The sequence below is a fragment of the Synechococcus sp. HIMB2401 genome (assembly GCF_042883245.1).
Taxonomy (GTDB): domain Bacteria; phylum Cyanobacteriota; class Cyanobacteriia; order PCC-6307; family Cyanobiaceae; genus Parasynechococcus.
Genome location: NZ_JBDJKK010000002.1, coordinates 536,826 through 560,780, shown reverse-complemented (window position 1 = coordinate 560,780; position 23,955 = coordinate 536,826). Strand labels below are relative to the sequence as shown.

26 protein-coding genes and 1 tRNA gene are annotated in these 23,955 nt (G+C 61.3%); 13 read left to right on the top strand and 14 right to left on the bottom strand.

Features of this window, described 5'->3' with window-relative positions; all coding sequences use genetic code 11:
* Nucleotides 1–30: 30 nt before the first annotated feature.
* From ntcA to AAXE93_RS07725, 3 genes are read left to right on the top strand one after another with little or no spacing between them, the layout of a single operon-like run.
* Nucleotides 31–747, top strand: coding sequence for a global nitrogen regulator NtcA (ntcA, locus tag AAXE93_RS07735; protein WP_006850810.1), 717 nt, complete (start codon nucleotides 31–33; stop codon nucleotides 745–747).
* A gap of 27 nt (nucleotides 748–774) precedes the next feature.
* Complete coding sequence (locus AAXE93_RS07730; RefSeq protein WP_115131611.1) at nucleotides 775–1,926, top strand: DUF3084 domain-containing protein; 1,152 nt, start codon at nucleotides 775–777, stop codon at nucleotides 1,924–1,926.
* The gene (locus AAXE93_RS07725) at nucleotides 1,923–2,369 is read left to right on the top strand and encodes a resolvase (protein WP_115131610.1); all 447 of its coding nucleotides are present in this window, start codon (nucleotides 1,923–1,925) and stop codon (nucleotides 2,367–2,369) included. The genes AAXE93_RS07730 and AAXE93_RS07725 overlap by 4 nt, the downstream gene beginning before the upstream one ends.
* Here AAXE93_RS07725 and AAXE93_RS07720 read toward each other — a convergent pair.
* Genes AAXE93_RS07720 through psbH form a run of 4 tightly spaced genes read right to left on the bottom strand, consistent with a single transcriptional unit; the run spans nucleotide 2,347 to nucleotide 3,676 of the window.
* On the bottom strand, nucleotides 2,347–2,604 hold the full coding sequence (locus tag AAXE93_RS07720; protein WP_011363294.1) for a DUF3146 family protein: 258 nt from the start codon (nucleotides 2,602–2,604) through the stop codon (nucleotides 2,347–2,349). The genes AAXE93_RS07725 and AAXE93_RS07720 overlap by 23 nt on opposite strands.
* Nucleotides 2,604–3,221: an aminoacyl-tRNA hydrolase gene (gene pth, locus AAXE93_RS07715; protein ID WP_390129677.1), complete on the bottom strand. Its 618-nt coding sequence runs from the start codon at nucleotides 3,219–3,221 to the stop codon at nucleotides 2,604–2,606. The genes AAXE93_RS07720 and pth overlap by 1 nt, the downstream gene beginning before the upstream one ends.
* A gap of 14 nt (nucleotides 3,222–3,235) precedes the next feature.
* Entirely contained in the window at nucleotides 3,236–3,466 is a 231-nt protein-coding gene (locus AAXE93_RS07710) for a TatA/E family twin arginine-targeting protein translocase (protein ID WP_115131609.1), read from the bottom strand.
* Between the two features lie 9 nt (nucleotides 3,467–3,475).
* On the bottom strand, nucleotides 3,476–3,676 hold the full coding sequence (psbH, locus tag AAXE93_RS07705) for a photosystem II reaction center phosphoprotein PsbH (protein ID WP_006849996.1): 201 nt from the start codon (nucleotides 3,674–3,676) through the stop codon (nucleotides 3,476–3,478).
* Nucleotides 3,677–3,760: 84 nt separating this feature from the next.
* Here psbH and psbN point away from each other — a divergent pair, with 84 nt between their 5' ends.
* Complete coding sequence (gene psbN, locus AAXE93_RS07700) at nucleotides 3,761–3,901, top strand: photosystem II reaction center protein PsbN (RefSeq protein WP_011363291.1); 141 nt, start codon at nucleotides 3,761–3,763, stop codon at nucleotides 3,899–3,901.
* Here the strand turns inward: psbN and AAXE93_RS07695 are convergent.
* Entirely contained in the window at nucleotides 3,889–6,828 is a 2,940-nt protein-coding gene (locus tag AAXE93_RS07695) for an alpha-mannosidase (protein WP_390129672.1), read from the bottom strand. The genes psbN and AAXE93_RS07695 overlap by 13 nt on opposite strands.
* 64 nt (nucleotides 6,829–6,892) lie before the next feature.
* Here AAXE93_RS07695 and AAXE93_RS07690 point away from each other — a divergent pair, with 64 nt between their 5' ends.
* Nucleotides 6,893–7,012 carry a photosystem II reaction center protein I gene (locus AAXE93_RS07690; RefSeq protein ID WP_006042333.1) on the top strand — a complete coding sequence of 40 codons (120 nt, stop codon included), beginning with the start codon at nucleotides 6,893–6,895 and terminating at the stop codon, nucleotides 7,010–7,012.
* A 95-nt stretch (nucleotides 7,013–7,107) separates the two neighbouring features.
* Complete coding sequence (locus tag AAXE93_RS07685; RefSeq protein WP_390129667.1) at nucleotides 7,108–10,008, top strand: DUF3769 domain-containing protein; 2,901 nt, start codon at nucleotides 7,108–7,110, stop codon at nucleotides 10,006–10,008.
* Here the strand turns inward: AAXE93_RS07685 and AAXE93_RS07680 are convergent, their stop codons facing one another.
* The 7 genes from AAXE93_RS07680 to AAXE93_RS07650 form a co-directional block, all read right to left on the bottom strand.
* Nucleotides 10,009–10,452 carry a pentapeptide repeat-containing protein gene (locus AAXE93_RS07680; protein WP_115131606.1) on the bottom strand — a complete coding sequence of 148 codons (444 nt, stop codon included), beginning with the start codon at nucleotides 10,450–10,452 and terminating at the stop codon, nucleotides 10,009–10,011.
* A gap of 64 nt (nucleotides 10,453–10,516) precedes the next feature.
* On the bottom strand, nucleotides 10,517–11,131 hold the full coding sequence (gene leuD, locus AAXE93_RS07675) for a 3-isopropylmalate dehydratase small subunit (protein WP_390129664.1): 615 nt from the start codon (nucleotides 11,129–11,131) through the stop codon (nucleotides 10,517–10,519).
* Entirely contained in the window at nucleotides 11,131–12,549 is a 1,419-nt protein-coding gene (leuC, locus tag AAXE93_RS07670) for a 3-isopropylmalate dehydratase large subunit (protein WP_115131604.1), read from the bottom strand. Before leuC ends, leuD begins: the two co-directional genes overlap by 1 nt.
* Nucleotides 12,550–12,575: 26 nt before the next feature.
* Complete coding sequence (locus AAXE93_RS07665; RefSeq protein WP_390129796.1) at nucleotides 12,576–13,835, bottom strand: competence/damage-inducible protein A; 1,260 nt, start codon at nucleotides 13,833–13,835, stop codon at nucleotides 12,576–12,578.
* Nucleotides 13,828–14,970, bottom strand: coding sequence for a glycosyltransferase family 4 protein (locus tag AAXE93_RS07660; RefSeq protein WP_115131603.1), 1,143 nt, complete (start codon nucleotides 14,968–14,970; stop codon nucleotides 13,828–13,830). Before AAXE93_RS07660 ends, AAXE93_RS07665 begins: the two co-directional genes overlap by 8 nt.
* A 115-nt stretch (nucleotides 14,971–15,085) precedes the next feature.
* The gene (gene glyA, locus AAXE93_RS07655) at nucleotides 15,086–16,375 is read right to left on the bottom strand and encodes a serine hydroxymethyltransferase (protein WP_250397896.1); all 1,290 of its coding nucleotides are present in this window, start codon (nucleotides 16,373–16,375) and stop codon (nucleotides 15,086–15,088) included.
* Between the two features lie 95 nt (nucleotides 16,376–16,470).
* Nucleotides 16,471–16,544 (bottom strand) — tRNA-Arg (locus tag AAXE93_RS07650).
* 88 nt (nucleotides 16,545–16,632) lie between these two features.
* Between AAXE93_RS07650 and AAXE93_RS07645 the strand changes: the two genes are divergently transcribed.
* The 3 genes from AAXE93_RS07645 to AAXE93_RS07635 are packed head-to-tail and all read left to right on the top strand — an operon-like array spanning nucleotide 16,633 to nucleotide 17,502.
* Complete coding sequence (locus AAXE93_RS07645; RefSeq protein WP_115081555.1) at nucleotides 16,633–16,878, top strand: hypothetical protein; 246 nt, start codon at nucleotides 16,633–16,635, stop codon at nucleotides 16,876–16,878.
* A 42-nt stretch (nucleotides 16,879–16,920) separates the two neighbouring features.
* Nucleotides 16,921–17,211, top strand: coding sequence for a DUF3181 family protein (locus tag AAXE93_RS07640; protein ID WP_114988124.1), 291 nt, complete (start codon nucleotides 16,921–16,923; stop codon nucleotides 17,209–17,211).
* A gap of 27 nt (nucleotides 17,212–17,238) precedes the next feature.
* Nucleotides 17,239–17,502 (top strand): cytochrome-c oxidase, encoded by a 264-nt coding sequence (locus AAXE93_RS07635; protein ID WP_114988123.1) that lies wholly within the window; start codon nucleotides 17,239–17,241, stop codon nucleotides 17,500–17,502.
* Here AAXE93_RS07635 and murJ read toward each other — a convergent pair.
* On the bottom strand, nucleotides 17,489–19,096 hold the full coding sequence (gene murJ, locus AAXE93_RS07630; RefSeq protein ID WP_390129658.1) for a murein biosynthesis integral membrane protein MurJ: 1,608 nt from the start codon (nucleotides 19,094–19,096) through the stop codon (nucleotides 17,489–17,491). The two genes, AAXE93_RS07635 and murJ, sit on opposite strands and share 14 nt — an antisense overlap.
* A gap of 68 nt (nucleotides 19,097–19,164) precedes the next feature.
* Between murJ and sfsA the strand changes: the two genes are divergently transcribed.
* From sfsA to AAXE93_RS07610, 4 genes are all read left to right on the top strand, one after another.
* A complete protein-coding gene (gene sfsA, locus AAXE93_RS07625; protein ID WP_390129656.1) occupies nucleotides 19,165–19,929 on the top strand; it encodes a DNA/RNA nuclease SfsA in 765 nt (254 codons plus the stop codon).
* A gap of 102 nt (nucleotides 19,930–20,031) precedes the next feature.
* Nucleotides 20,032–21,495, top strand: a complete 1,464-nt coding sequence (locus AAXE93_RS07620) for an ammonium transporter (RefSeq protein ID WP_390129653.1) — start codon at nucleotides 20,032–20,034, stop codon at nucleotides 21,493–21,495.
* Nucleotides 21,496–21,604: 109 nt separating this feature from the next.
* The gene (locus AAXE93_RS07615; RefSeq protein WP_114988119.1) at nucleotides 21,605–22,804 is read left to right on the top strand and encodes a 4-hydroxy-3-methylbut-2-enyl diphosphate reductase; all 1,200 of its coding nucleotides are present in this window, start codon (nucleotides 21,605–21,607) and stop codon (nucleotides 22,802–22,804) included.
* Nucleotides 22,805–22,864: 60 nt separating this feature from the next.
* The gene (locus AAXE93_RS07610; RefSeq protein WP_114988118.1) at nucleotides 22,865–23,473 is read left to right on the top strand and encodes a DUF1997 domain-containing protein; all 609 of its coding nucleotides are present in this window, start codon (nucleotides 22,865–22,867) and stop codon (nucleotides 23,471–23,473) included.
* A gap of 7 nt (nucleotides 23,474–23,480) precedes the next feature.
* On the opposite strand, the gene AAXE93_RS07605 is transcribed toward AAXE93_RS07610, so the two are convergent.
* Nucleotides 23,481–23,939 (bottom strand): DUF4079 domain-containing protein, encoded by a 459-nt coding sequence (locus AAXE93_RS07605; protein ID WP_114988117.1) that lies wholly within the window; start codon nucleotides 23,937–23,939, stop codon nucleotides 23,481–23,483.
* Nucleotides 23,940–23,955: the final 16 nt, after the last annotated feature.

The window sequence follows — 23,955 nt, the reverse complement described above, 5'->3', positions numbered from 1 at the left end:
TCCGTAACTTCGCCACACCAGGGGGTTGTCATGACCAGTAGCCGAGGTTTCAGCCGATACGCCCCGCAGATGGTGGCTCCAGCTCCCAGCGCAGAGCCCGCCAACCGTTCTCTGCTGGAGATCATCCGGGATCTCGATGGCGCCAGCAGTGAACTGGTGGATCGCAACAAGACCATCTTTTTCCCTGGAGATCCCGCAGAACGGGTGTATCTGATCCGCCGGGGGGCCGTTCGTCTGTCCCGCGTCTACGAATCGGGAGAAGAGATCACCGTGGCCCTGCTCCGCGAGAACAGCCTCTTCGGGGTGCTGTCACTGCTGACAGGTCAACGATCAGACCGCTTCTATCACGCTGTGGCCTTCACCCGGGTCGAAATGGTGACGGCACCAGCGACCTCCGTGAAGGCCGCCATCGAAGCAGACACCAGCGTTGGCCTGCGCTTGCTTCAGGGTCTCTCCAGCCGGATTCTGCAGACCGAGACGATGATTGAAACCCTCACCCATCGGGACATGTCATCCCGACTGGTGAGCTTCCTGCTGGTGCTTTGCAGGGACTTCGGCGTAGCAGATGAGCTGGGCATCACCATCGACCTGCGCCTGTCCCATCAGGCCATCGCTGAAGCAATTGGCTCAACACGCGTCACAATCACGCGTCTGCTGGGAGACTTGCGTCAATCCGGTCTGGTTCAGATTGACCGCAAGAAAATCACCGTTCTGGATCCGATCGCGCTGGCCAAACGCTTCAGCTAGGCCTGCCATCGCCCGACTTGTGCAGCGATGAGCGGCTGGGCACTGATTCTGGTTCTGTTGGTGCTCGGGGGCGTGCTGTCGACCCTGGGCGACCGCTTGGGCAGCCGCGTCGGCAAAGCGCGACTGAGTTTGTTCAGCATGCGCCCACGGCGCACCGCCGTTTTGATCACGGTGTTGACCGGCAGCCTGATCAGCGCACTCTCACTTGGCCTGATGCTTCTGGTGAGCCGGCAGTTGCGGGTGGGCCTGTTTGAACTGGATGCCCTGCAGGAGAAACTCCAAGACAGCCGTCAGCAGCTGAAGGCAGCCGAGCGGGAACGGGACAAGACCCAAACGGAAACCAAACGGATCGCCATTGAGCTCGAGCAATCACAGCAACGGGCCAACACCCTGCGCCTCGAACTGGCTCCTCTTCAGAAGGAGCTGGCCCAACTCGAAGCCGAACGTGAACGTCTCAGCCAGGACATCGCCTCCCGCGATGCGGACATCCAGCGCACGGAAGCCGAACTCAACAGCGTTCGCAGCCGCATCCGTGCCGGTGAGCAGGAACTCAAAGAACTGGAACGCAATCTGGTCGCCTTGCGGCGTGGATCGGTGGTGATCAGCAGCGGACAGACCTTGGCAAGAGCAACGGTTCGACTCGATGCTCCGGACCAGGCCAAACAGGCTGTCGACAGGCTGTTGCAGGAGGCCAATCTCAACGCCTACGGGAAAGTGCGACCTGGCGAAGCACCAGAACGCCAGTTAATCCGCGTTCCGCGCAGCGATGTGGAACGCCTGCAAAGCATCATCCGCAAACCGGAGACCTGGGTGATCTCGCTGCGCTCAGCCACCAATGTGCTGCGGGGTGAAACAGCGGTGTATGCCTTCCCAGAAGTGCGTCCGAACCGGCCGGTGACCCAACGCGGAGATGTGCTGGCCACCACCACACTCCAACCGAATGAACGCACTCCAGAGGGCATTCGCACACGGCTGAACCTTCTCTTGGCCTCGGCCTATGCCGAGGTGCAGCGGCGGGGGTCCCTGACCGAGGGCCTTCAATTCGATGGATCAGCCCTCTCCCAACTGGCCCAGACCCTGATGGAAGGACCGAGCCAAAGCGTGGTCTTGGACGTGATTTCCGCAGGGGTCAGCGACAGTGCCGATCCCGTCGTCGTCTCCATTCAGGCCTCCCCATGAAACGGGTGGCCGTCCTCGATCCAGGCCGCTGCAAATGTGGTCTTGTGCTGGCCGATCTTCAGCTCGGCCTCGTGCGCGAAGGGCATGTGCTGGCCCCGGAGGCCGTCGAACCCTGGTTGGAGCACTGGAGTCAAGACCAAGCTCTCGATCGCATCCTGATCGGCGATGGCACGGGAAGCCGAGCCTGGATCCAGCGACTGGAACGGCTGGGCCATCTCACCGTGGTTCCGGAGCAGGGAACAACTCTGAGGGCGAGACAGCGTTACTGGGCGCTATGGCCGGCTCGAGGTTGGCGACGGATGCTGCCGGCAGGACTGCGCATTCCACCGGTGGATCTGGATGCTGTTGCAGCTTTGGTGATGCTTGAGGAGCACCTGCAATGCCGCCTGAGATGGCCTGAGCCTGCTCCGACGTTCTCGCTCAGAACCTGGCCCGGACCATGAAGGTGTAATCACCCCCCGGTTCCAGCCTGTAATCAGAACGCACCAGAAACCGCCGCAGGGCATCCTCGATAAGGGCACGTCCCAGGGAAGGCTCCACCACCAGTTCACCGCGATCAAAGGCCCAGGAAAACTGCCACTCAAAGCCTCCAGCAGAGACTTCACCCTCCACGCACTTGGCTTGAAAGCACTGGCGGAGCACTCGCAAATGGGCCGTTGTCGCCGGAAGTGCCGGCATCAGTCGACCGACTCCAGGTCATAGCGGAAGCCGTTGATCCAGGTTCCAGCGCGCTCAAAGCTCTGGTGCTGAAGACGTTGAATCCCATCCAGAACAGCATCGAGAACAGCGCCGACAAAGGGTTGCTCCGCTTTGCTGAACGGACCAAGAACATGGGACACCGTTCGGGCGCGGCGTTCGGCAGGGTTCTGAGCCGGCGCACCAATGCCGATCCGCAGCCTGGGGAACGCCTGGGTCCCGAGGTGCTGAATGGTGCTGCGCAAACCGTTGTGCCCGCCGGCACTGCCCTGGGCCCGCAACCGCAAACGACCCAGCGGAAGATCCATGTCGTCCACCAGCACCAGCAATTGGTGAGGCTCCAGGCCGAACCAATCGAGAGCCGCACGAATGGCACGACCGCTGTCATTCATGTAGGTCTGAGGCATCAGCAAGCGCAGCCGCTGCTCGCCAACCCCTGTATCGGCTGCAAGACCGTGCAACTTGGCTTGCTGACGAAAACTGAACCCAGAACGCTCACCCAAAAGCTCGAGGGCCATGAAGCCGATGTTGTGACGGGTGCCGGCGTATTTCGCACCCGGATTTCCCAGACCCACCACCAGCTTGAGATCAGTGGTCATACCGCTGGAACGACTCAGTCGCTGGGGGGAAGTTCTTCAACCGGCTTCGCAGCCTCACCGGAAACTTCCGGTTCAGCCATGGCTTTGTTGATCTCGCGTTCGAATTCCTTGGACGCGGATTGGAAGCCCTTCAGGGTTTTACCAAGAGTCCGACCAAGCTCAGGCAGGCGTTTCGGCCCGAAAACCAGCAAGGCAACGGCGCCGATAACCGCCATTTCGGGGAGACCGACGCCGAAGATGTTCATGGGTGCAGATCAGCCGAGGCCGTTCCAGTTCACGTTGATGCCCTCGAGGATGAGGGACTTGTTGTACAGCTGAAGAATCACCAGCAGAAACACCAGGAACAGAACCATGAAGATGCCCATCACGGGAGTGGTGCCCCATCCGGGGACCACCTTGCCGTACTCGGAGTTCAGTGGGCGGAGAAGGTCTCCCAGACGGGTGCGTTGTGCCATGGCGACGCCGGGTCTCGGGTGGTTTGAAGTCTCGATACTGTAGGGGCCGACTCCGGTTCGGGGTTGATCCTGTCGAGAGATGTGATGGAAACGTCGTCCCCAGCTCTGTCCGTCGCCATTGGCGTGCTCGCTGTTTTGTTCGGACTCACCGGATTTGGCGTGTATCAGGCCTTTGGCCCTCCATCAAAAGCACTCGACGACCCGTTCGACGATCACGAGGACTGATCCACCACCAGGGAGACGAGTTCTCCTGGGGTGATCACCACGGCAGAAGCGGCCATTGAGTCGGCTTCCCTGCGGACCCTCCACCCCGCTCCGGGAGTCCAGCGACAGCGCGCTGATCCCGAATTGAGCAGCTTCAGCACGCAACCATCGGCATGGCGCTCCAACCCCACCGGCGTGAGTGGAAGCGGCAGCGATGGAAACCATTGACGCTGCTCCGCCGGCAAGTCCGCACACCACCCGGGCTCACGAAAGGCAATGGCCGCCTGAGACACACCGGCATCGCTCCATGAGCCGGCGAACGGCATGAGGGCCAAGCGCTGGCGATGCCACCCCTGATCAGCGCTGGGATCTGGCCAGGTCGGGCCCCGCAGCAGCGAAATGCCAAGTCGGTCTGAAGACCAATCCACACCCTGGGGACCGTCCAGCAACACAGCCATCCCGCCTCCGGGAGCCGCCGACTGCGAGGCGAACCAGGAGATCACAGGCACTTCCCAACGGGCTTGCTCCCGAGCCGTCATCGGTGCAGCCGGCCGTTCGATCACCCCTCCACTGGAGTCGGCAGCGATGCGGACGGCGGGGGTCGCCAGCGGCAGCTCAAGACGCAGCAACTCATGGGTCTGGCGCCAGTCGATACCGCAGATCAGCTCCAGCCAGGGCGTATCGGCCTTCAGCCGCAGGTCCAGACGCATGCAACTGGCACCGAGCTGGCGCCGCAGCACCAGATGCGCCACCAGGGGGCCCTGATCGAGCCACTCCAGGGAATCCGTACAGAGCACACCCAGGGGCTGAGATCGGTAGTCCGCCGCAAGATCCCAGGCATCCCAGAATTCGTCCCGGTCCCGATAGCGCTCCAACTGCAGGGAAGACGACAACTGATCCCGTCCATCGCGATCCCGCAAAGCCAGCAGTCCGGCCGAGGAGACATCGAGCTCGATCAGACCATTACCCACACGCCAAGCTCCCGCCCCCAGCGGCGTGATGACCACAGCCTGACGGGGCTCAGCCGCGCAGGACGTCCAGCCTGGTTCACGCCGGAGCGGCACCGAACAAATCCCGTGCTGACGCGGTAGCTGCACCCAGGTACCACCAGCAGCGGCGTTTTGCTGCGGCAGTGAAACGGCGTCCGCTGACCACGATCCCGCAGGAAGGCGAACCAGAGGCGACCAGGACGCCAAGGGCTGCAGACCCCACCAACTCCACACCGCTGCTGTGTCCTCCGGACCCGGCAGCCTTGCCAGCCGCCGGTCGCGTTCCTGGCGGACCTGGCGCCGGGCCGAGCGCCAGACCGGTTCCGCCTGGTCAAACACCTCCGGGATCGAGGTACCCGGAAGGATGTCGTGAAACTGCTGGAACAACAGCGGACGCCAATCGCTGCTGCCGCTGTCGCGACCTGCGATCGCCAACAGGGCTGAGACTGCATCAGCCTCCCGCAAAAGCCGCTCGAGCGTCCGGTTGTGGCGCTTCTGATCGGGACGGCTGGTGGCGCAACCGCGGTGCAACTCCAGGAAGAGTTCATCTCGCCACACCGGCAAGGCATGATCGCCCTGCTCCAGCTCGGTCAAGAACTCCCTGACCGTGCCGGCACGGGTGGGCAAGGCGGCCGCTTGCCCTTCCCAGAGCTCGATCTGCTCCAGCAACTCTTCGGTAGGACCACCACCGTGATCACCAACGCCTGGAATCCAGAGCGCCGCCTCCAGCCCCGTGGCCTGATGCCAGGCCCGCTGCTCGTCCAGCATCTCCAAAGGATCGGCGCGGCGCCCGATCGGCGGCAGCATCAGGCTGTGTAGTTCCGACCGTCCCCGTGCGCGCCAGCGGAACAAGCGGTGGGGGAAAGGGTTGTCAGCATTCCAGGCCAGCTTGTGGGTGCAGAACCAGCGCACACCGGTGGCTGACGCCACGGCAGGCAGGCCAGCAGCGAAGCCAAAGCTGTCCGGCAACCAGGCCAGTTCATGGGTCCATTCCGGGAAGCGGCGGCGGCTGTCGTCCTGACCGAGCGCGAACTGATTCCACAACGACGCCGTGCTGACCAACACACAGTCGGTCTCCACCCAGGGGCCATTGATCGGTTCCCAGCGGCCGGCCCGACTGGCCGCCTGGATCTCCGCAGAAAGAGCTGGCCGATGTTGCTCCACCCAGGCGTAAAGCGCCGGCGTGGAATGGGCAAAGCGCAGCTCGGGCCAGCGACGCATCAACGCCAGCGCTGATCGGAAGGTGCGTTCAGCGGCCTGCCAGGTGTCGGCGACCGGCCAAAGCCAGGCCAGATCGAGATGGGCATGACCCAGCCAATGCAACGACCCTCGCGGCGGTTCTGCCTGATGCAGGTGCGTTGCAACAGCAGCCTGCGCGTCAACACTGCTGGGATCCAGATCAGCCCAATGCGAGGGCAGGTCTCCATCCGCCGCCAGATGCAGCTCCAGGGCCGCAGGCAACAGCAAGCCCTCGGGGTCGGAGCCTGCAGACTGCGGCTCCAGCTCGAGATGACTGCTGATCAGGGCTCCATCGTCATGCAAGGGACTGCAGAGCTCCAGAACAAAATCCAGGGCAGCCCCCTGACGACAACGCCCAGGCAGCGGCCAGCGACAGGCGGTATCGAACAGATCACCCTCATGCACCAACACGCCATCCACCCAGAGACGCATCTGCTCAGCCCACCAGCTCAGCACCAGCCGGGCACGGCAGGAATCACGGTTACTCCAATCATCAGGCCAGCTCAATCGCTGCTCAAGACGCAACCATTGGCGTCCCCTGGGCCAGATCAGCAGACCGCGCTTGGCCCAGTCCGGCCGGTGCGTTGATCCCCAGCTTTCATCGAGAAAAAACCCAGCCTGGGCGGAGCCTGAGCGGCGCCACCCGGCACGCAGATCACAACGCGAGCGACTGCGAAACGTTTCAATCCACTCCGATCGACCGACTTGATCAGGGTCCATTCCCCTGCTGACGCTGTCATGCCCCATAGGATGATGACCTTGTCACAGACGCCGGTCGGTCTCCATGCTCGCCCTCAAGATCTCCGTTTACTCGGTCGTCTTCTTCTTCCTCGGCATCTTCGTGTTCGGGTTCCTTGCGAGCGATCCAAGCCGCACCCCTAGCCGCAAAGACCTGGAAGATTGATGCCGTCTCCCGATCAGACCGCGCCACACACTGGTCTGATCGGAGCATGATTTCTGAAATGAGCTGTCAAGCTCATGAGCCGCAGCTGCATTGCCTTGGCGGCCCTCCGCCTTTTTTTTGCATTGACCGGAACCCTGATCACAGGGTCGGTATCCGTATTGCCCGCAGCGGCCGGTTCGGCTGAATCAACGCCAGAGAACGTTGCAACGTCAGCGGCGAGCCTCAACGTTCGCGCTGACCGTCAATACGCCGACAACAAGTCGAAAGCCAACGTCGCCGAGGGCAACGTTTCAGTTCAACTCGGGAACGCCGAACTGCACGCCGATCGGGTCGAATTTGATGCGGCTTACCGCACGCTCTACGCACGCGGCGCTGTCCGCTTCAGGCGCGGCAGTCAATATTTTCAAGCGTCAAGCTTCCGCTACAACCTCGTTCAACAGGAAGGACTGCTCAATGATGTTTACGGGGTCATCGACCTCGAGGAGCCCCTCACTAATCCATTAACTAGCTCTCAAGCAACATCAGCCCCACCGGAGTCACCCACATCAGCCGGCCGTCAAGACATGCCGACCGTGGCCTGTCCACCACTGCTTCCTCCGGTCCCCGACTGGCATCCCCATCCCTGGGCAGTAACGGCCTGGGGCGGGCAGATGATTGATGCAGACTTCGGCCCGACTTTCCTTTTCGACGGTCGAATGCGTCCCGAAGGCCTGCTGGGCGTCGGCTTACAGAAGCGAATCAAGCGAGCAGGCCCGCTTGCCATTGAACTTGAGGCTGACCTGTTCAGCCACATCGCAGACCAACAACAAGGTGGCGCTTACAACCAAAGCCAGCCCAATGCTGATCTCCCGTCCCAAAGCTTTGGGGAAGGGATTTTGGGGATCGGAGCACGCTTGTGGGTGCAGCCTTGGCTGAGTTTCAGCGTCGTTGAGGGCATCAGTTTTTACACCGATGTCAGCCTCTATGAGAAAACTTTCCGGGAGAAAAGCAGCCAGCTTCTGAACTATCTCGGCTTCGAAGTGGAAGCCGCTGTATCTCCCGACTTGTCACTCGTTGGTCGGATTCACCACCGCTCAGGAGCTTTTGGCCTCTTTGACGGAGTCTCAGGGGGGAGCAATGGCTACTTGCTCGGGCTCCGCTACCGCTGGGGGCAAGATACACACCAGGTAGAGCGCACCTTGATGCCTCCACTGCCGGAGTGTGAAGCACCGGATCGCAACAAGCACGTCAAGCCCTCCTCCCTTTCAGAACGACTCGAATCGATTGCCCTCGGAGATGGAGGTGAGCCGCAAGGCAATGTCTCGAGTTATGGCAAACCTAAAGAAGAAACAATTCCGCCAGGCCAGCAGCAAGCCATGCGGGCGAACGCAATATCCAACATCGATCAGCGCATCTCGCAAATCGCTTTAAAAGGCAGCTTCATCATCGAACCACGCGTTGGAAGCCTGACCCAACGCTCGAATTCCTCGATCAGGAATGAAAATCGCTTCGGAGCAATTCGACCTACTCAACTCAAAAACCTAGAGAAAACACAACTTCTCAGTGGCAGAGTTAGCCGCTGGAGAGTTCAGGCATCAGAGGTCTTAATCAAAAACAATGGATGGGAGGCCGACCGAATGGGCTTCAGCAACGACCCTTTCACACCGACACATACAAGGATCGATGCAGAGGACGTGGTCGCACGGGAACAAGCCGATGGCGACATGATTATCTCTGCGCGGCGAAACCGCCTAATCCTCGAAGAGCGATTGCCCATCCCATTAACGCGTCGACAACTTATAAAAGGAGAGGAAGATGTGGAAAACCGTTGGATCCTTGGGTTCGACGATAGGGATCGTGACGGCTTCTTCATTGGTCGAAATCTCAAGCCAATTGAACTGACCCGCGATTTCACCCTGAGACTGGAACCCCAATTGATGGTGCAACGCGCCAACAACGGCGAAACCAGTAGCTATCCGGCAGAGGGTGAATCAGCCGATAGTGAAGATGTCGACCAGCCCACCACAGCAGCAGATCTATTAGGCCTTAAAGCCGAACTCAAGGGCCAGATCTGGGATTGGGACATCACCCTGAACGCCGACATCAGCAGTTTCAAGCCGCAGAACTTTGCTAATGGCAGCCGCTACTGGGGCTCTATTGAAAATGATATTGAGCTGCCATGGTTAGGCGACGTCACCGCTCGATTATTTGGCGCGTACCGCTACAGATCTTGGAATGGCTCCCTGGGCGAAACCAATGTTTACTCAGCGCTGGGTGGATTCATCGAACAGAGAAAATCCTTCGACTTGGGCGAGCTGAGTAACTCCTACATCTGGCGAATCGGAGTGGGCAACTACCAGGCGGACAGTCATACCAACACCAATCTCACCGAAAAGTTTCGTGCCAACTTCTACGGCTCCATCAACAGCTCTTATCCGATCTGGCGCGGGGAATCAGCCGCTTTGACCCCTGAAGACGCCTACCGCTACTCACCGGTAGCCATAGTTCCAGGTCTACGGTTCAACACCAATATCAACACCCTCCTGTCGTCCTATGGCGATGGCACCAGTCAAAGCACGCTCAGCTTGTCCATGGGGCCAACCCTCACCCTGGGAACCTTCAGCAAAGCCTTCCTGGACTACACAAAACTGACGATCAGCGGTAATGCCACACTCAAAAATGGTTCAAGCCCCTTTGATTTCGACCAGGCTATCGACTTGGGCACCCTTGGCATTGGCATCACCCAGCAGATCGCTGGTCCCTTAGTCCTAGATGCCGGCATTGGAGTCAATGTGGATCCAGCTTCCGAGTACTACGGCAATGTCATTAATTCCAATATCGAACTTAGATGGCAACGACGTAGCTATGACGTCGGGTTCTACGTCAATCCCTACGAAGGCATCGGCGGTTTCCGATTCAGACTCCACGACTTTGACTTCAAGGGCACAGGCGTGCCGTTTGTGCCCTACATCCCAACGAACTGGATGAAAACCACCAACGTGGATCGACCCTTCTGATCAATCACCGCCCCCGATGATCAGATCGCTACCAAACAGTGAAGCTCCGGCATAGCGCATGCCGGAGGTCCGCACGTTCGGGGCATAGGCGTTGATCACCTGAGCCTCTCGTAGATCGGCATTGCGCAGATCCACGCCTGACAGCTCGGCATTGGTGAGGTTGGCTCCCCGCAGGTCAGCACCTTCGAGCAACGCTCCGGTCAGGTCCGCCCCTTCCAGATTCGCGTCCCGCAGATCAGCACCGCGCAGATCACTGCCCCGAAAATCAGCGCCGATCAGATGGGCCTGACGGAAATCCACCTCGCGGAGGTCACAGCCTGGACAGCTGCGGTCCAACGGATCATGGGGATCAACCTGAAGTGGAACGGCACCAACGGGAGCCACACCGGCAACGACCAACAGGGGCACAAACGGCAGCAACAACCGCGAAAGCAAATGGGCCATTGAGATCCAACCTCCGAATGCAACCTCCTATCTCTTTCATAGACACAGGAGTCGCGCTTGGCTGTTACTTTGCGGCAAACTGGTCGATGTAGGGCAGTGTTTGCATCAATTCCGCAACCTGAGGGCCATGGCCCAGGAGCTGGGACGTTGCATCCCAACGACCGCTGCGCAGCATGTCCAGAGGACCAGGATCGATCGAGACAGGCCAACTAGAGTCGGCTGAGGTCAGTTGCAAACTGGCCAGATCGAGACTCCAGGAGCGTCCCGGATCGCCATCCACCTGCGCCTGAATGGCTTTGATCTGCTCGGGGGCCGCCGTTGCACAGGGAATGCCAAGGGCGAGGCAGTTGCCGTAGAAGATCTCGGCAAAACTCACCCCAACCACCGCACGAATTCCCCAGCGCATCAACGCCTGAGGTGCATGTTCACGGCTGGAACCACAGCCGAAATTGCCGTTCACCACCAGTATCGAGGCCCCCTGATAACGGGCCTGATCAAAGGGATGCTCACCGGAGAGTTCAAGGCGATCGTCGGCAAACACCTGGTCACCCAGCGCCTCGAAACTCACGCATTTGAGGAACCGTGCCGGAATGATCCGATCCGTGTCGATGTCTTCACCGGGGACGGCGATAGCCGTTCCACTCACCTGTTGAATCGGACCAGTGGGGAAAAGAGCCATCACGATGCGGACGGAGAAATCAAAGTACGGACATCGGTTACACGACCGTGAACAGCAGCGGCCGCCACCATGGCTGGACTCATCAACAACGTCCGGCCACTGGCCGATCCCTGCCGACCCTTGAAATTGCGGTTGCTGGAGCTGGCGCTGATCTGACGCCCCTCCAGCCGATCCGGATTCATCGCCAGACACATCGAGCAGCCGGGCTCTCGCCACTCAAAGCCCGCGGCACGGAACACCGCATCCAGCCCTTCCGCTTCAGCAGCTTTCGCCACCTGCTCTGAACCGGGGACCACAAACGCCTTGATGCCTTCAGCCACCTGGCGCCCCCGGGCCACATCGGCAGCGGCACGCAGATCGCTAAGACGACCATTGGTACAGCTGCCGATGAAACAGACATCCACAGGGACCCCTGCAATCGCCGTTCCCGGCTGGAGATCCATATAGCGGTAGGCCTCCTCAGCAATCGGACGCTCGCCTGGATCCAGCTGATCCAGGCTTGGCACCGTTTCATCGATCCCCAGTCCCTGGCCCGGGGTAATGCCCCAGGTCACCGTGGGTGGAATCGCAGCGGCATCAAACACCACCTCGTCGTCGACCGTTGCGTTGGCATCAGTGGCCAGGGAGCTCCACCAGGCGACAGCACGGTTCCAGGCCTCACCCTCGGGGGCATGGGGGCGACCTTTCAGATAGTCAAAGGTGACCTGATCGGGATTGACGTAACCGCATCGGGCGCCCCCCTCGATCGCCATGTTGCAGAGGGTCATCCGCTCTTCCATCGACAACGCCTCGATGGCAGAGCCAGCGAACTCATAGGCGTAGCCAACGCCGCCCTTCACACCCAGGTGGCGAATCACATGCAGGATCAGGTCCTTCGCCGACACGCCCTCGGCGAGACGGCCATTCACCTGAATCCGGCGCACCTTGAGCTTGTTCATGGCCAGGCTCTGGCTGGCCAACACATCGCGCACCTGACTGGTGCCGATCCCGAAGGCAATCGCCCCGAAGGCGCCGTGCGTGGAGGTGTGGGAATCACCGCAGGCCACCGTCATGCCTGGCTGAGTCAGGCCCAGCTCGGGGGCAATCACATGAACGATGCCCTGCCGTCCACTGCCGATGTTGTTGAGAGGGATGCCGTGCTCCTGGCAGTTCCGCTCCAAGGTGCTGAGCATCTCCTCCGCCAACGGATCGGCGAACGGCCGTTGCTGAGACGTGGTCGGCACGATGTGGTCCACCGTGGCCACCGTGCGCTCAGGACAGCGCACCGTCAGCCCCTTGTCCTTCAACGCCGAGAAGGCCTGAGGACTGGTGACCTCATGGATCAGATGCAGACCGACAAACAGTTGGGTGGATCCGCCGGGGAGCTCCGCCACCCGATGCAGGTCCCACACCTTGTCGTAGAGGGTGCCGGCACTCAACAGTTCAGCCGCAAGAACCGTCGACCCTAAACCTGAGCGAGCAAGCGAAGGCGCAGACGGTCCAAGCCGCGGATCACGCTCATCCTCTGAATGGCCTCCCGACCTCGCCGCTCACCGAAATGCTGGACCCAGGCCTCACAGCCATCGGGACCAGCCAAGGCCAGGTGCACCAGACCCACCGGCTTCTCAGCACTGCCACCACCAGGTCCGGCGATGCCGCTGACGGCAATCGCCCAATCGCAATTGAGGTTCTCCCGGGCTGCCCGAGCCATCGCCTCGACCACAGGCTGTGAAACAGCGCCATGGGCAGTGAGCAGATCCGGAGACACCCCCAGCAATGCCTGTTTAACGGCATTGCTGTAGGCAACGACGCCACCCTGAAAAACCGACGAAGAGCCTGGAACAGCCGTCAGGGCTGCCGCCAATCCACCACCGGTGCAGGACTCCGCCACCGCCAGCGTGTGGTGCCGTTGCTTGAGCAGGTCGATCACCACCGACGCCAGGCTGTCCGCATCGGCGCCGTAGCAGTGGTTGCCCGTGCGACGGCGCAGCTCAGCTTCCAGCGGCACCAACAGCTGAGCGGCGGTATCGGCACTAGGGGCACAGGCCGTGAGCCGCAATTTCACATCGCCGAGGGAGGCATAGGGAGCCACTGTTGGGTTGTTCGACGCCAACAAATCAGCAACGCGCTCAGCCAGATCGGATTCACCAATGCCGGTGAAGCGGAGCTGACGGCTCACGAACACACCGGAAGTTCCACCATTGGCTTGTAGCCAGGGGGCGGCTGTTTCCGCCCACATCGCCCGCATCTCCGCAGGCACACCCGGGAAGGTGAGGATCGTGAAATCAGGCCGGGGAGACCAAATCATTCCCGGTGCCGACCCCTTTGGATTGGGGAGAACCTCCGCTCCACGGGGCAGATAAGCCTGGCTGCGGTTGCTGGGAGCAACCGGCCGGCCACCGGCCGATAACTTCCGCTGGATCTCCCGCCAGAGCTCGGGCCGCTCCTCCAAGGGAGTCTCGAAAGCAGCGGCCAGGGCCTCGGTGGTGAGGTCATCGGGGGTTGGGCCCAAACCCCCTGTCGTCACCAGAACCCTGCAGCGCTGCGATGCTTCGCGTACGGCAGAGATCAAACGCTCTTTGTTGTCGCCAACTACGGTTTGGCGGTAATGCGGCAGACCCAGGCCGGCCAACTGTTCGGCAATCCATCGAGCATTGCCGTTGAGGATGTCCCCCAACAACAGCTCTGTGCCCACGCACAGGATTTCAACACCCGATTCAGCCACGCGGTTCGCCAAGGGCCGCAGGATCAACAGGGGTGGAGCAGGGGTTGGTGTTTAACAGAGCTCGCTCATGCTGCAGCTGGCGACGGCTGATCACCACCGTGGCCACGAGGATGGCCGTGGCCAAAGCCAGCCAGAGGAAGCGCATCTCGGCATTGGCCACCACAAGGGCAAGGGCAGCAAGCCACTGGGTGAAGACGTAGATCAACAGCACCGTGCGCCGATGACTGAACCCCGCGCGTAACAGGCGGTGATGGAGGTGACGGCGGTCGGGATAGAAGGGGGAACGGCCTTCCCGCAGACGGCCCATGATCACGGCCGACATGTCGGCCAGAGGAAGCGAGAGAATCAGCAACGGCAACAGCAGGCTCACCGTCGTGAGCCCCTTGGCGGGTCCCACGATGCTCACGGCGGCGAGGGTGAAACCGAGGAAGTAAGAGCCCCCATCCCCCATGAAGATGCGGGCGGGGTTGAAGTTGTGGCGTAGGAAGCCGAGGCAGCAGCCCGCCAGCGCTGCGGCAAGGAATCCGGCAGCCACCTGATGCAGCGAAAAGCTGACGGAAACCAACCCAACAGCGGCAATGCCAGCCACTCCCGCAGCAAGACCATCAAGGCCATCCAGCCAGTTGATGGCATTGGTGATCCCTACCAGCCAAACCACAGTGGCCAGCAGGCTGAGGCTGTCAGGCAGAGCAATCGGACCGGCTGAAGCGGTGAACCAGGGGAGATCGATTGCCCCGATCCGAACCCCCTGGCTCCACACCGCACAAGCCACGGCAACCTGTCCAGCCAGCCGCGGCCAGGGCGAGAGAGCGAAGAGGTCGTCGGCCAGGCCGATCAGAAAAAGACAGAGCGAACCGGCCAGGGTGCCCCAGATCAGCTGATCCTTGGCCGGCGCCAGCAGGCCGAAGCCCCCCATGGACCAGACCGTTGCCAAAGCCAGGGCAAAACCCAGCACCATGGCAATGCCCCCCAACCTCACCATGGGGGTGATGTGCTGCTTGCGCTCATCCGGTTGATCAGTCCACCCAAAGCGCAAACCCAGCCGGCGGACTTGGGGCACCAGCACCATGGTGGTCACCGCAGCCAGAAGAAAGCTGACCGAGGCGACCGCAATAGGGCTGGCCAAGAGGTTCACGCAGGCTCCAGGAAAGAGACGATCCCCCGGTCAGAAGGAGTCACTCCAATCCTAGGGAGCTTGCAACCGTTCAACCAGGCAGTGCCTCGGCCCATTCGAGAGCCAAGGCCAAGCCTTAGGCCAGAACCGGCTGCTTGCTGTCGGCGTAGAGGGGAAAGCGCTCACAGAGGGCGGCCACCCGATCGAGGCAACGCTGGCGAATCGCATCATCCTCAGGATTGAGAAGACGGTCGGCAATCACATCTGCGACCTCCCGGAAGGCCTGCGCATCAAAACCACGGGTGGTGAGGGCAGCTGTTCCCAGCCGCAGGCCGCTGGTGACGAAGGGCGATTCGGGGTCGAAGGGAACGGTGTTCTTATTCGCAGTGATGTGCACATCACTGACCAACAGATCAGCCACCTTTCCAGTCATGCCGATGCCACGCAGATCCAGCAGCACCACATGGTTGTCGGTACCGCCGCTGACGACATCGATGCCGCGGGCGATCAGCTGTTCAGCGAGGGCTGCCGCATTGGCAACCACCTGCTGGCTGTAGGCCTTGAACGAAGGCTGCAGCGCTTCCCCGAAGGCCACAGCCTTGGCAGCGATCACATGCTCCAGAGGGCCACCCTGGCTGCCAGGGAACACAGCCTTATCGAACTTTTTGGCGAACTCGGCGTCGCGGCAGAGGATCAGGCCGCCGCGGGGGCCGCGCAGGGTCTTGTGGGTGGTGGTGGTCACCACATCGCAATGGGGCACCGGGCTGGGGTGCACACCAGCGGCCACGAGGCCAGCGATGTGAGCCATGTCGGCCAGCAGATAAGCACCCACTTCATCAGCGATGGCACGGAATGCGGCGAAATCGATGGTGCGTGGATAAGCGGAATAGCCGCAAACGATCAGCTTCGGCTTGTGCTCCAAAGCCAGCTGGCGGATCGCCTCCATATCAAGGCGTTGGGTCTCCTTGTCGACGCCGTACTGAACAACGTTGAACCACTTGCCGCTGACGTTGACCGGGGAACCATGGGTGAGGTGGCCGCCATGGGACAGGTCCAGCCCCATGATCGTGTCACCGGGCTGCAGCAGGGCGAGGAAAACAGCGAAGTTGGCCTGGGCACCGCTGTGGGGCTGGACATTGGCCCAGGCGGCACCAAACAACTGCTTGGCCCGCTCGATGGCCAGCTCCTCAATGGCATCAACGTGCTCACAACCGCCGTAATACCGCTTGCTGGGCAACCCCTCGGCGTACTTGTTGGTGAGCACAGACCCCTGGGCCTGCATCACCGCACGGGAGGCAAAGTTTTCCGATGCGATCAGTTCCAGGTGGGTTTCCTGACGCTGACGTTCTTGATTGATGAACGCGGCGATATCCGGATCCGACTGAGCCAGATCAGCGTCGATGGCGCGTCCAGAAATCTGGCCCATGAAATGTCAGTAAAGCTTTGACCAATCGTAAGAAACCGCAGCGATCAGCCCGAGCGATCAACCAAAAAAAAACTGCCCGCCGGGGGCAGTTGAAACGCGCCTGGAGAGATTCGAACTCCCGACCCTCTGATCCGTAGTCAGATGCTCTAATCCGCTGAGCTACAAGCGCTTGCGCCAAACCATCAGACCCCATCGAGGGTCCGCTCGTCAACTGGGTGCGGGCCGCGTCAAGATTCAGGTGTTTCTGAGCCTGAGCAATGCCGATCCGCTGGTATGGCCCCGCTAACCCTGAGGATCCGACCTACCGGCATTTCGAACGCATCGTGAACCTGTGCCTGCATGGCGGCGTGTTCGCCGCGGTGAACAGCGGCGGCTGGTTTCTGCAGGAGATGCGCCACCCCTTTCCCGAAGGGAGCCTGACCTGGGTCACCAGCCTCTGGGCAAGCCTGTGGCTGGGCCAATTGATCTGGGTGATTCTTCAGCGCCCCAAGCCGGAGGAATAAAGCCAGCATGGATGCAATCCCCTCCTCGATCCTTCCGGGCTGATGTCCCTCTCCGCCAGTGACCTGCAGGACCTTCAGAGTGCTTTGGCTGACCGCCTCTACGTGCAGATCAGCGGCTGGCATCTTTACCTCGGCGATGCCGACCTGGCCTCAGCCCTGGCTATTGAATGCAGTGCCCGCGTCAATCAAGGTGCTGAAGTAGCGGCCCGGCAGGCCCTCGACGCGGTCAAGGTGCCCCTGGCAGGAGGCGCCAGTCAGCTCCCGCTCTCCAAGCTGATTCCCCCCGCCCAGCTGAGGGATCTTGAAGAGATCCTCGAGCCGTACTGCAGATAAGGTTGCAGTCCATCCGCAGCGGTTGGTGTGCTGATCATTGAAGTCACCAACTCCAGAGATTTGGTGCGCCAACGCATCGGCCGCCTTGGTGAACGGCTGATTGGTCGGGTCGTGGACGCGGAGGCTCAGGTTGAAAAAGCCCTGATCCAGGAACTGGAAACCGCCTTTAAAGAATTTGGGATCGAGGCACGGATCGTGTCTGTTCAGGGCCCGCAACTCGTGGGTCGCGAGCAACTGGAACTTCCGATTCAGGTGCGTGAAGAGCTGGATGTTCGTCTCAGCGAGCCCTGAACCGGCCCACCACCAACTGCGTGACCTCACGCACCTCCGGCACCTTGAGTTGTGCACCGATTAAGGCAAACAAGGCCAAACCCAGCAGGCCAGGAGCAGACACCTGCAGCACTAGGCCCAGCAACCCTGCCGGCCAAGGCAAAACGGTCACCAGGATTCCCGCACCCCCCGCTGCCAGAACTCCGGCGATGGCTAGCCGCATCAGGTCCATCCCCCAGCGCCGCAGCGGCAGGCCTCCAACCTGTTGCTGCAGACCCACCAACAGGGCGAGGCAGGTGAGCAGGTTGATGGCAACCGTGGCGAGCACCAACCCTGGCGCACCGAAATTGAACGGCGACTGATTCCCCCAAGGGGTCGGACCACCCACCAGCAGCCAGTCAAAAACCACGTTCAGACCGATCCCCGCCAGCGAGAGCCGAAAAGGCGTCGTTCCATCGCCAAGGGCATAAAAGACGCGCACCAGCACATCCCTGCCGAGGTAAGCCGGCATGCCGAGGCCATAGGCCATCAACAGGCCCGTCACCAGCTGTGCGGCTGATGCATCAAAGGCACCACGCTCGTACACCAAGGCGACGATGGGGCCACCCAAAGCAATGAACAGTCCCCCCAGGGGGATCATCGATGCCGCAGACAACATCAACCCCTGTCGGATCCGATCGATCAGCTGCGGACGATCCTCAGGAGCCGTGAGCCTGGAAAAAGTGGGCAGCAAGGGCACCAGCAGTGCATTCGAGATCAGGCCCAGAGGGGTTTGCACCAGCAAATTGGCGTACCCCAGACCTGCCGCCGCACCGACGATGCCGGAGGCGAAAAACAGATCCGTGAACACATTGATCTGAAGCATTCCGGACGACAACGTCGCCGGCCCCATCACACGCCACACCTCCCGCACTCCCGGGTGCCGCCAGTCCCAGACCAGTTGGAAACGGGCCAACCCCTGCCGGATCAACGCCGGCAGCTGGATCAACCACTGCAGCAAGGCCCCCACCAACGTGGCCAAGGCCAGCACCACACCACCTGTCATGGCGGCGGACGGCAAGGCGATATCAGCGCCGAGCTGCCACCAGAGCAGTCCCACCCCCAGGATCAAGGCCCCGCTGGACATCAGCGGTGAAATCGCAGGGATCCAGAATTCGTAGGCGGCGTTGAGGGACCCGAAGCCGAGCCCGATCAGCCCCGCCAGCAGCGCCATCGGCGCCATCACCTGCAGCTGGACCCGTGCGATGGCGTGAAGCTCGGGGGCAAGGCCAGGGCCCACAAGGGTGATCAGAGGATCCGCCGCCAGCACCAGAACGATGGTGACCAGGAGCAACAGAGCACTGACGCTGGTGTTGAGCGCCGCAAGGATGTGCGCCCCTTCAGCCCGGGGGCGCCGGCTCAGCACGCTCACCATGGCGCTGTGGAAGGGACCATTGATCCCCCCGAGCAGGATAAGCAGAAATCCAGGCAGTACATAAGCGTAGTTGTAGGCGTCATAGGCCGCGCCCACCCCGAAGGCCGCTGCGATCACCAGCTGCCGAATCAGGCCACCCACCTTGCTCAGCAAGGTGCCGAGGGTCACCACCAGTGCGATCCCCTTCAGTGAACGCGCCATTCGGCCCCCAGCATTGGGCGCATTGTGGAGGCACCACACGAGACCATGGGCCAATCTCGGCTGCTGCCATGACTGGCCTTCCCTCTCCGGGCGATGCCCTGCTGCGCTTTGAACCCCTAACGGAGGGTGTGCTGCTGAAGCGCTACAAACGCTTCCTGGCCGATGTGGAGCTGAGCAGCGGTGAGACCGTCACCGCCCATTGCGCCAACACCGGCCCGATGACAGGAGTCTTGATCCCTGGCCAACGGGTGCGTCTGCGCTACGCCCCCTCCCCCAAACGCAAGCTGGCCTGGACCTGGGAGCAAGCCGAGGTGCCAGGCGCCGATGGCCAACCTTGCTGGGTGGGCATCAACACGGCCCTGCCCAACCGACTGATTCGTGCCACGGTCGAAGCGGGGTGCCTGGAGGCCCAGCTCGGGGGCATTGAGGGGATCCGCGCTGAAGTGGCCTACGGCACGAACAAACGCAGCCGGATCGACCTCCTGCTGACGCCATCCGCGCAGAACCCTGATCAACGACCGATCTACCTGGAGGTGAAGAACACCACCTGGACCGACGGCAGCACGGCCCTGTTCCCCGACACGGTGACCGAACGGGGGCAGAAGCATCTGATTGAGCTGATGGGGCTCCTTCCGGACGCGCGTGCGGTGCTGGTGCCCTGCCTCAGCCGGCCGGACGTGACTGCCTTTGCTCCCGGTGACAGCGCCGATCCGCGCTACGGGGAGCTGTTTCGTCAGGCCACCAACAGCGGAGTGGAAGTTCTGCCATGCTGCTTCAGCTTCAGCGCCGATGCGGTGCACTGGCAGGGGACACGCCTAGTCCACCTAGATTGATTTTGGTAGCAGATCGAACATAGAAAGACTTTCTTGAGGTGCAGCGTGGGTTGGTTCGCCTAGTTACAACTGGGCGTGTCACGCAGCTCTGCACTCTCGTTCATGACAACTGCATTCCACGCGCCACCGCAAACGCGGCGCAAAACCCTTCAGGAGGCCAGCCTCCTGGAAGGCCCGATGCTGCTCCTGAAGAGCATTCGGGGCTTCAGTTCCAACCGTGCCATGACCTGGCTCGCCTGTGCGCCCCTGGCGCTCATGGGCCTTGGCATCTTCACCCTGTCAGCCAAAGCCGAAGAGCTGCCTGAGCTCTCCGCCGCTTTCCTGGCTAACAACCTTTGGCTTCTGGTCGCCACCATCCTGGTGATCTTCATGAATGCCGGCTTCGCCATGGTCGAAGCCGGCATGTGCCGGCAAAAGAATGCCGTCAATATCCTCGCCAAGAACCTATTCGTGTTCGCCCTCGCGGTGACCGCCTACTGGTTCGTGGGCTACTCCTTGATGTACGGCGACTCCGTCATTGGCGGCTGGTTGTATTTCGGGGGCCTCTTCTTCGACCCGACCGTCACCGCTGAGACCATCAGCGAAGCCGGCCTGGTTCCCACCGTTGATTTCCTGTTCCAGGCGGCCTTCGCCGGAACCGCAGCCACGATCGTTTCCGGTCTTGTGGCTGAGCGGATCAAGTTCGGCGAATTCGTGATCTTCGCCCTGGTGCTCACCGCAGTCATCTACCCGATTGCCGGGAGCTGGCAGTGGAACGGTGGTTGGCTCAGCGAAATGGGCTTCATCGATTTCGCTGGTTCCTCGATCGTTCACTCCGTTGGCGCCTGGGCCGGCCTCGTCGGCGCCATGCTGCTTGGACCCCGCATCGGCAAGTACGTCGACGGCAAGGTTCAGGCCATCCCTGGTCACAACATGTCCATCGCCACCCTTGGCGCCCTGATCCTCTGGATCGGCTGGTACGGCTTCAACCCCGGTTCCCAGCTGGCCATGGACCAGTGGGTCCCCTACGTGGCCGTCACCACCACCCTCGGTGCTGCCGGTGGTGCCATCGGCGCCACGGTGATCTCCACGATCACCTCCAAAAAGCCTGACCTCACCATGATCATCAACGGCATCCTGGCCGGCCTGGTGAGCGTGACTGCCGGTTGCGGCAACCTCACCCTGACGGGTTCCTGGGTGGCTGGTCTGGTGGGCGGCATCATCGTCGTCTTCTCCGTTGCCGCTCTCGATGCCGCAGGCATTGACGACCCTGTCGGCGCCTTCTCCGTACACGGTGTGTGCGGCGTTTGGGGCACGATCGTGATCGGTCTCTGGGGATACGACGTCCAGGGCGACGGCTCCGGCCTCGGCCTTCTGGTCGGCGGCGGCATCGACCAGCTCGGCATCCAGGCTCTGGGTGCTGCTGCCTATGCCATCTGGACCGTGGTCACCTGCTTCATCGCCTGGCAGATCATCGGCTCCCTCTTCGGCGGCATCCGCGTCACCGAACAGGAAGAGTCCGAAGGTCTCGACATCGGCGAACACGGCATGGAGGCCTACGCCGGTTTCTCCACCACCAACAACTGATTCCGCGTCGATCTGTTGCTGTTCTCAAGCCCGGCCGAATGGCCGGGCTTTTTTACTGCCTGAAGCAGCGCTTCAGGCCACATAGAGTTGCCCCACTCCAGCGCCCTCCATGGACACCCACGCCTTCAAGCGCTCCCTCCACCATTCCGAGCGTTACAACCGGCGAGGCTTCGGGCGCGCCGAGGAAGTAGCGGAGAGCCTTGAGCAGGCCTACCAGAGCGGCCTGATCGGCACGATCCGGGACAACGGCTACCGACTGGAACACGGCCGGCTTAACGTCCGGTTGGCGGAAGCCTTCGGCTTCTGCTGGGGTGTTGAACGGGCTGTGGCGATGGCCTACGAGACCCGCAAGCACTACCCGAGCGAGCGTCTCTGGATCACGAACGAGATCATTCACAACCCTTCCGTGAATGATCACCTCAGGGAAATGGATGTGCAGTTCATCCCTGTCGAACAGGGAGTGAAGGACTTCTCAGGTGTCACCTCCGGTGATGTGGTGATCCTGCCGGCCTTTGGTGCCACCGTTCAGGAAATGCAGCTGCTGAATGAACGGGGTTGCCACATCGTTGACACGACCTGTCCCTGGGTCTCCAAGGTTTGGAACACCGTCGAGAAGCACAAGAAGCACACCTTCACCTCGATCATTCACGGCAAGGTGAAGCACGAGGAGACACTGGCCACAAGCTCATTTGCCGGCACCTATCTGGTGGTGCTCGATCTGGAGGAAGCCCAGTACGTCGCGGATTACATCCTCGGCAACGGGGACCGAGATGACTTCATTCAACGGTTTGCCAAAGCCTGCTCTCCAGGGTTCGATCCCGATCGGGACCTCGAACGTCTGGGCGTGGCCAACCAGACCACGATGCTGAAGAGCGAAACGGAAGAGATCGGCCGCTTGTTCGAACGCACGATGTTGAGCAAATACGGTCCCACCCAACTCAACGACCACTTCCTGGCCTTCAACACCATCTGCGATGCCACCCAGGAGCGTCAGGACGCCATGTTCTCCCTGGTGGATGAACCTCTGGACCTGATGGTGGTGATCGGTGGTTTCAACTCCTCCAACACCACCCACCTTCAGGAGATTGCCGTCAGCCGTGGGATTCGCTCGTTCCACATCGACACGCCCGAGCGCATCGACGTCGGCAGCAATTCGATCGAGCACAAACCACTGGCAGCCGAACTCCGTCGTGAGGGCGATTTCCTGCCTGAAGGCCCCGTGCGGGTGGGAATCACCTCCGGTGCCTCAACCCCGGATCGGGCGGTGGAAGAGGTGATCGAAAAACTGATGCAATTGAGCGAAAACTGAAGCGCAGAGAGCTTTACATTGGTTCATCTTTAATCGCCCTCCGCCGGCAGCTCCCCATCCGTGACGGTCTTGTCGCCCACTGAAACCGACAATCAGCTTCACGGTGCCGACCCGCAAGTGCGCTGCTACAGCAGCCACTTCGAGGATTCGATGCAGATGCTGGCGCCCCGAGCGGTGGTAGCTCGCTACCTGGATGACCATCAGAGCTGGTTTGAACGTTGCGCCAGCCCGATGCAGGTCGAGGCCATCGATCGGCAGTCCTACAGCCTGACCCTGGGGCGGTTCGGCAACTTCGGCTTTGAGGTGGAGCCAACGATCGCTCTGCGACTGCTGCCACAGCAGGAAGGGATCTATCGCATCGAAACCGTTCGAACCGTGCCGAAGTCGCTCGCCCTGCGCCATCACTACGACGTCGACTTCCGCGCAGGGATGCGCCTGATCTCCGAACAGGAGCACACCTCAGTCCAGTGGGATCTGGATCTGAAGGTCTGGATCCGTCTGCCCAAGGTGATCACCATGCTCCCGGATCAGTTGGTCCAGAGCAGTGGTGATCATCTGCTCAAGCAGATTGTCCGTCAGATTTCACGACGGCTCACCTGGAAGGTCCAGGAAGATTTCCACGCCGCCCATGGTCTGAGCTGCCCACCGCGTCAGCGGGCAGCCTTCTGAAGAATCTTCAGCGGTTGGTCCAGATCTTGTTGACGATCTCCATGCCGCTGACGGCCTGCCAGAGGAACAGCGTGAGCATGCCCATGTTCAGGCCCACATGAGCCTTACGCGCAATCACATTGCCCCGCTGCATCAGGGGTGAGAGCGAGGCGGCAACGGCGATCATCCCGGTCATGGCCAGACCCACCAGCAGGTGCGGACCGACAAACAACTTGCCGTTGTTCAGATAGGTGACCGCCATGCCACCCAGGGTCCCGAGGGTCATCACGGCCAGCAGGATGCTGCCCCAGAGGTAGTGCCGCTGGGCGAACTTTTTCGGCACCAGTTCTTTGCGCTGTTCTGGGGTACCGGTGCGCGTTTTCTTGGCCTTGATCCCCAGGTAGAGAGCCCAACCACCAACGGCGAGCAGGCCCCACTCTGCTAGGGGGTGAGCGAAATTGAGGCTGAAGGGGAGGGTGGCGAGCATTGAAGGGGACTCTTCA

Excerpts from the sequence above, each read along its gene's own strand:
- ntcA (WP_006850810.1), top strand. The coding sequence starts at position 31 with ATGACCAGTAGCCGAGGTTTCAGCCGATACGCCCCGCAGATGGTGGCT.
- AAXE93_RS07730 (WP_115131611.1), top strand. The coding sequence starts at position 775 with ATGAGCGGCTGGGCACTGATTCTGGTTCTGTTGGTGCTCGGGGGCGTG.
- AAXE93_RS07725 (WP_115131610.1), top strand. The coding sequence starts at position 1,923 with ATGAAACGGGTGGCCGTCCTCGATCCAGGCCGCTGCAAATGTGGTCTT.
- AAXE93_RS07720 (WP_011363294.1), bottom strand. The coding sequence starts at position 2,604 with ATGCCGGCACTTCCGGCGACAACGGCCCATTTGCGAGTGCTCCGCCAG.
- pth (WP_390129677.1), bottom strand. The coding sequence starts at position 3,221 with ATGACCACTGATCTCAAGCTGGTGGTGGGTCTGGGAAATCCGGGTGCG.
- AAXE93_RS07710 (WP_115131609.1), bottom strand. The coding sequence starts at position 3,466 with ATGAACATCTTCGGCGTCGGTCTCCCCGAAATGGCGGTTATCGGCGCC.
- psbH (WP_006849996.1), bottom strand. The coding sequence starts at position 3,676 with ATGGCACAACGCACCCGTCTGGGAGACCTTCTCCGCCCACTGAACTCC.
- psbN (WP_011363291.1), top strand. The coding sequence starts at position 3,761 with ATGGAAACGTCGTCCCCAGCTCTGTCCGTCGCCATTGGCGTGCTCGCT.
- AAXE93_RS07695 (WP_390129672.1), bottom strand. The coding sequence starts at position 6,828 with ATGGACCCTGATCAAGTCGGTCGATCGGAGTGGATTGAAACGTTTCGC.
- AAXE93_RS07690 (WP_006042333.1), top strand. The coding sequence starts at position 6,893 with ATGCTCGCCCTCAAGATCTCCGTTTACTCGGTCGTCTTCTTCTTCCTC.
- AAXE93_RS07680 (WP_115131606.1), bottom strand. The coding sequence starts at position 10,452 with ATGGCCCATTTGCTTTCGCGGTTGTTGCTGCCGTTTGTGCCCCTGTTG.
- leuD (WP_390129664.1), bottom strand. The coding sequence starts at position 11,131 with ATGGCTCTTTTCCCCACTGGTCCGATTCAACAGGTGAGTGGAACGGCT.
- glyA (WP_250397896.1), bottom strand. The coding sequence starts at position 16,375 with ATGGGCCAGATTTCTGGACGCGCCATCGACGCTGATCTGGCTCAGTCG.
- AAXE93_RS07645 (WP_115081555.1), top strand. The coding sequence starts at position 16,633 with ATGCCGATCCGCTGGTATGGCCCCGCTAACCCTGAGGATCCGACCTAC.
- AAXE93_RS07640 (WP_114988124.1), top strand. The coding sequence starts at position 16,921 with ATGTCCCTCTCCGCCAGTGACCTGCAGGACCTTCAGAGTGCTTTGGCT.
- murJ (WP_390129658.1), bottom strand. The coding sequence starts at position 19,096 with ATGGCGCGTTCACTGAAGGGGATCGCACTGGTGGTGACCCTCGGCACC.
- sfsA (WP_390129656.1), top strand. The coding sequence starts at position 19,165 with ATGACTGGCCTTCCCTCTCCGGGCGATGCCCTGCTGCGCTTTGAACCC.
- AAXE93_RS07620 (WP_390129653.1), top strand. The coding sequence starts at position 20,032 with ATGACAACTGCATTCCACGCGCCACCGCAAACGCGGCGCAAAACCCTT.
- AAXE93_RS07615 (WP_114988119.1), top strand. The coding sequence starts at position 21,605 with ATGGACACCCACGCCTTCAAGCGCTCCCTCCACCATTCCGAGCGTTAC.
- AAXE93_RS07605 (WP_114988117.1), bottom strand. The coding sequence starts at position 23,939 with ATGCTCGCCACCCTCCCCTTCAGCCTCAATTTCGCTCACCCCCTAGCA.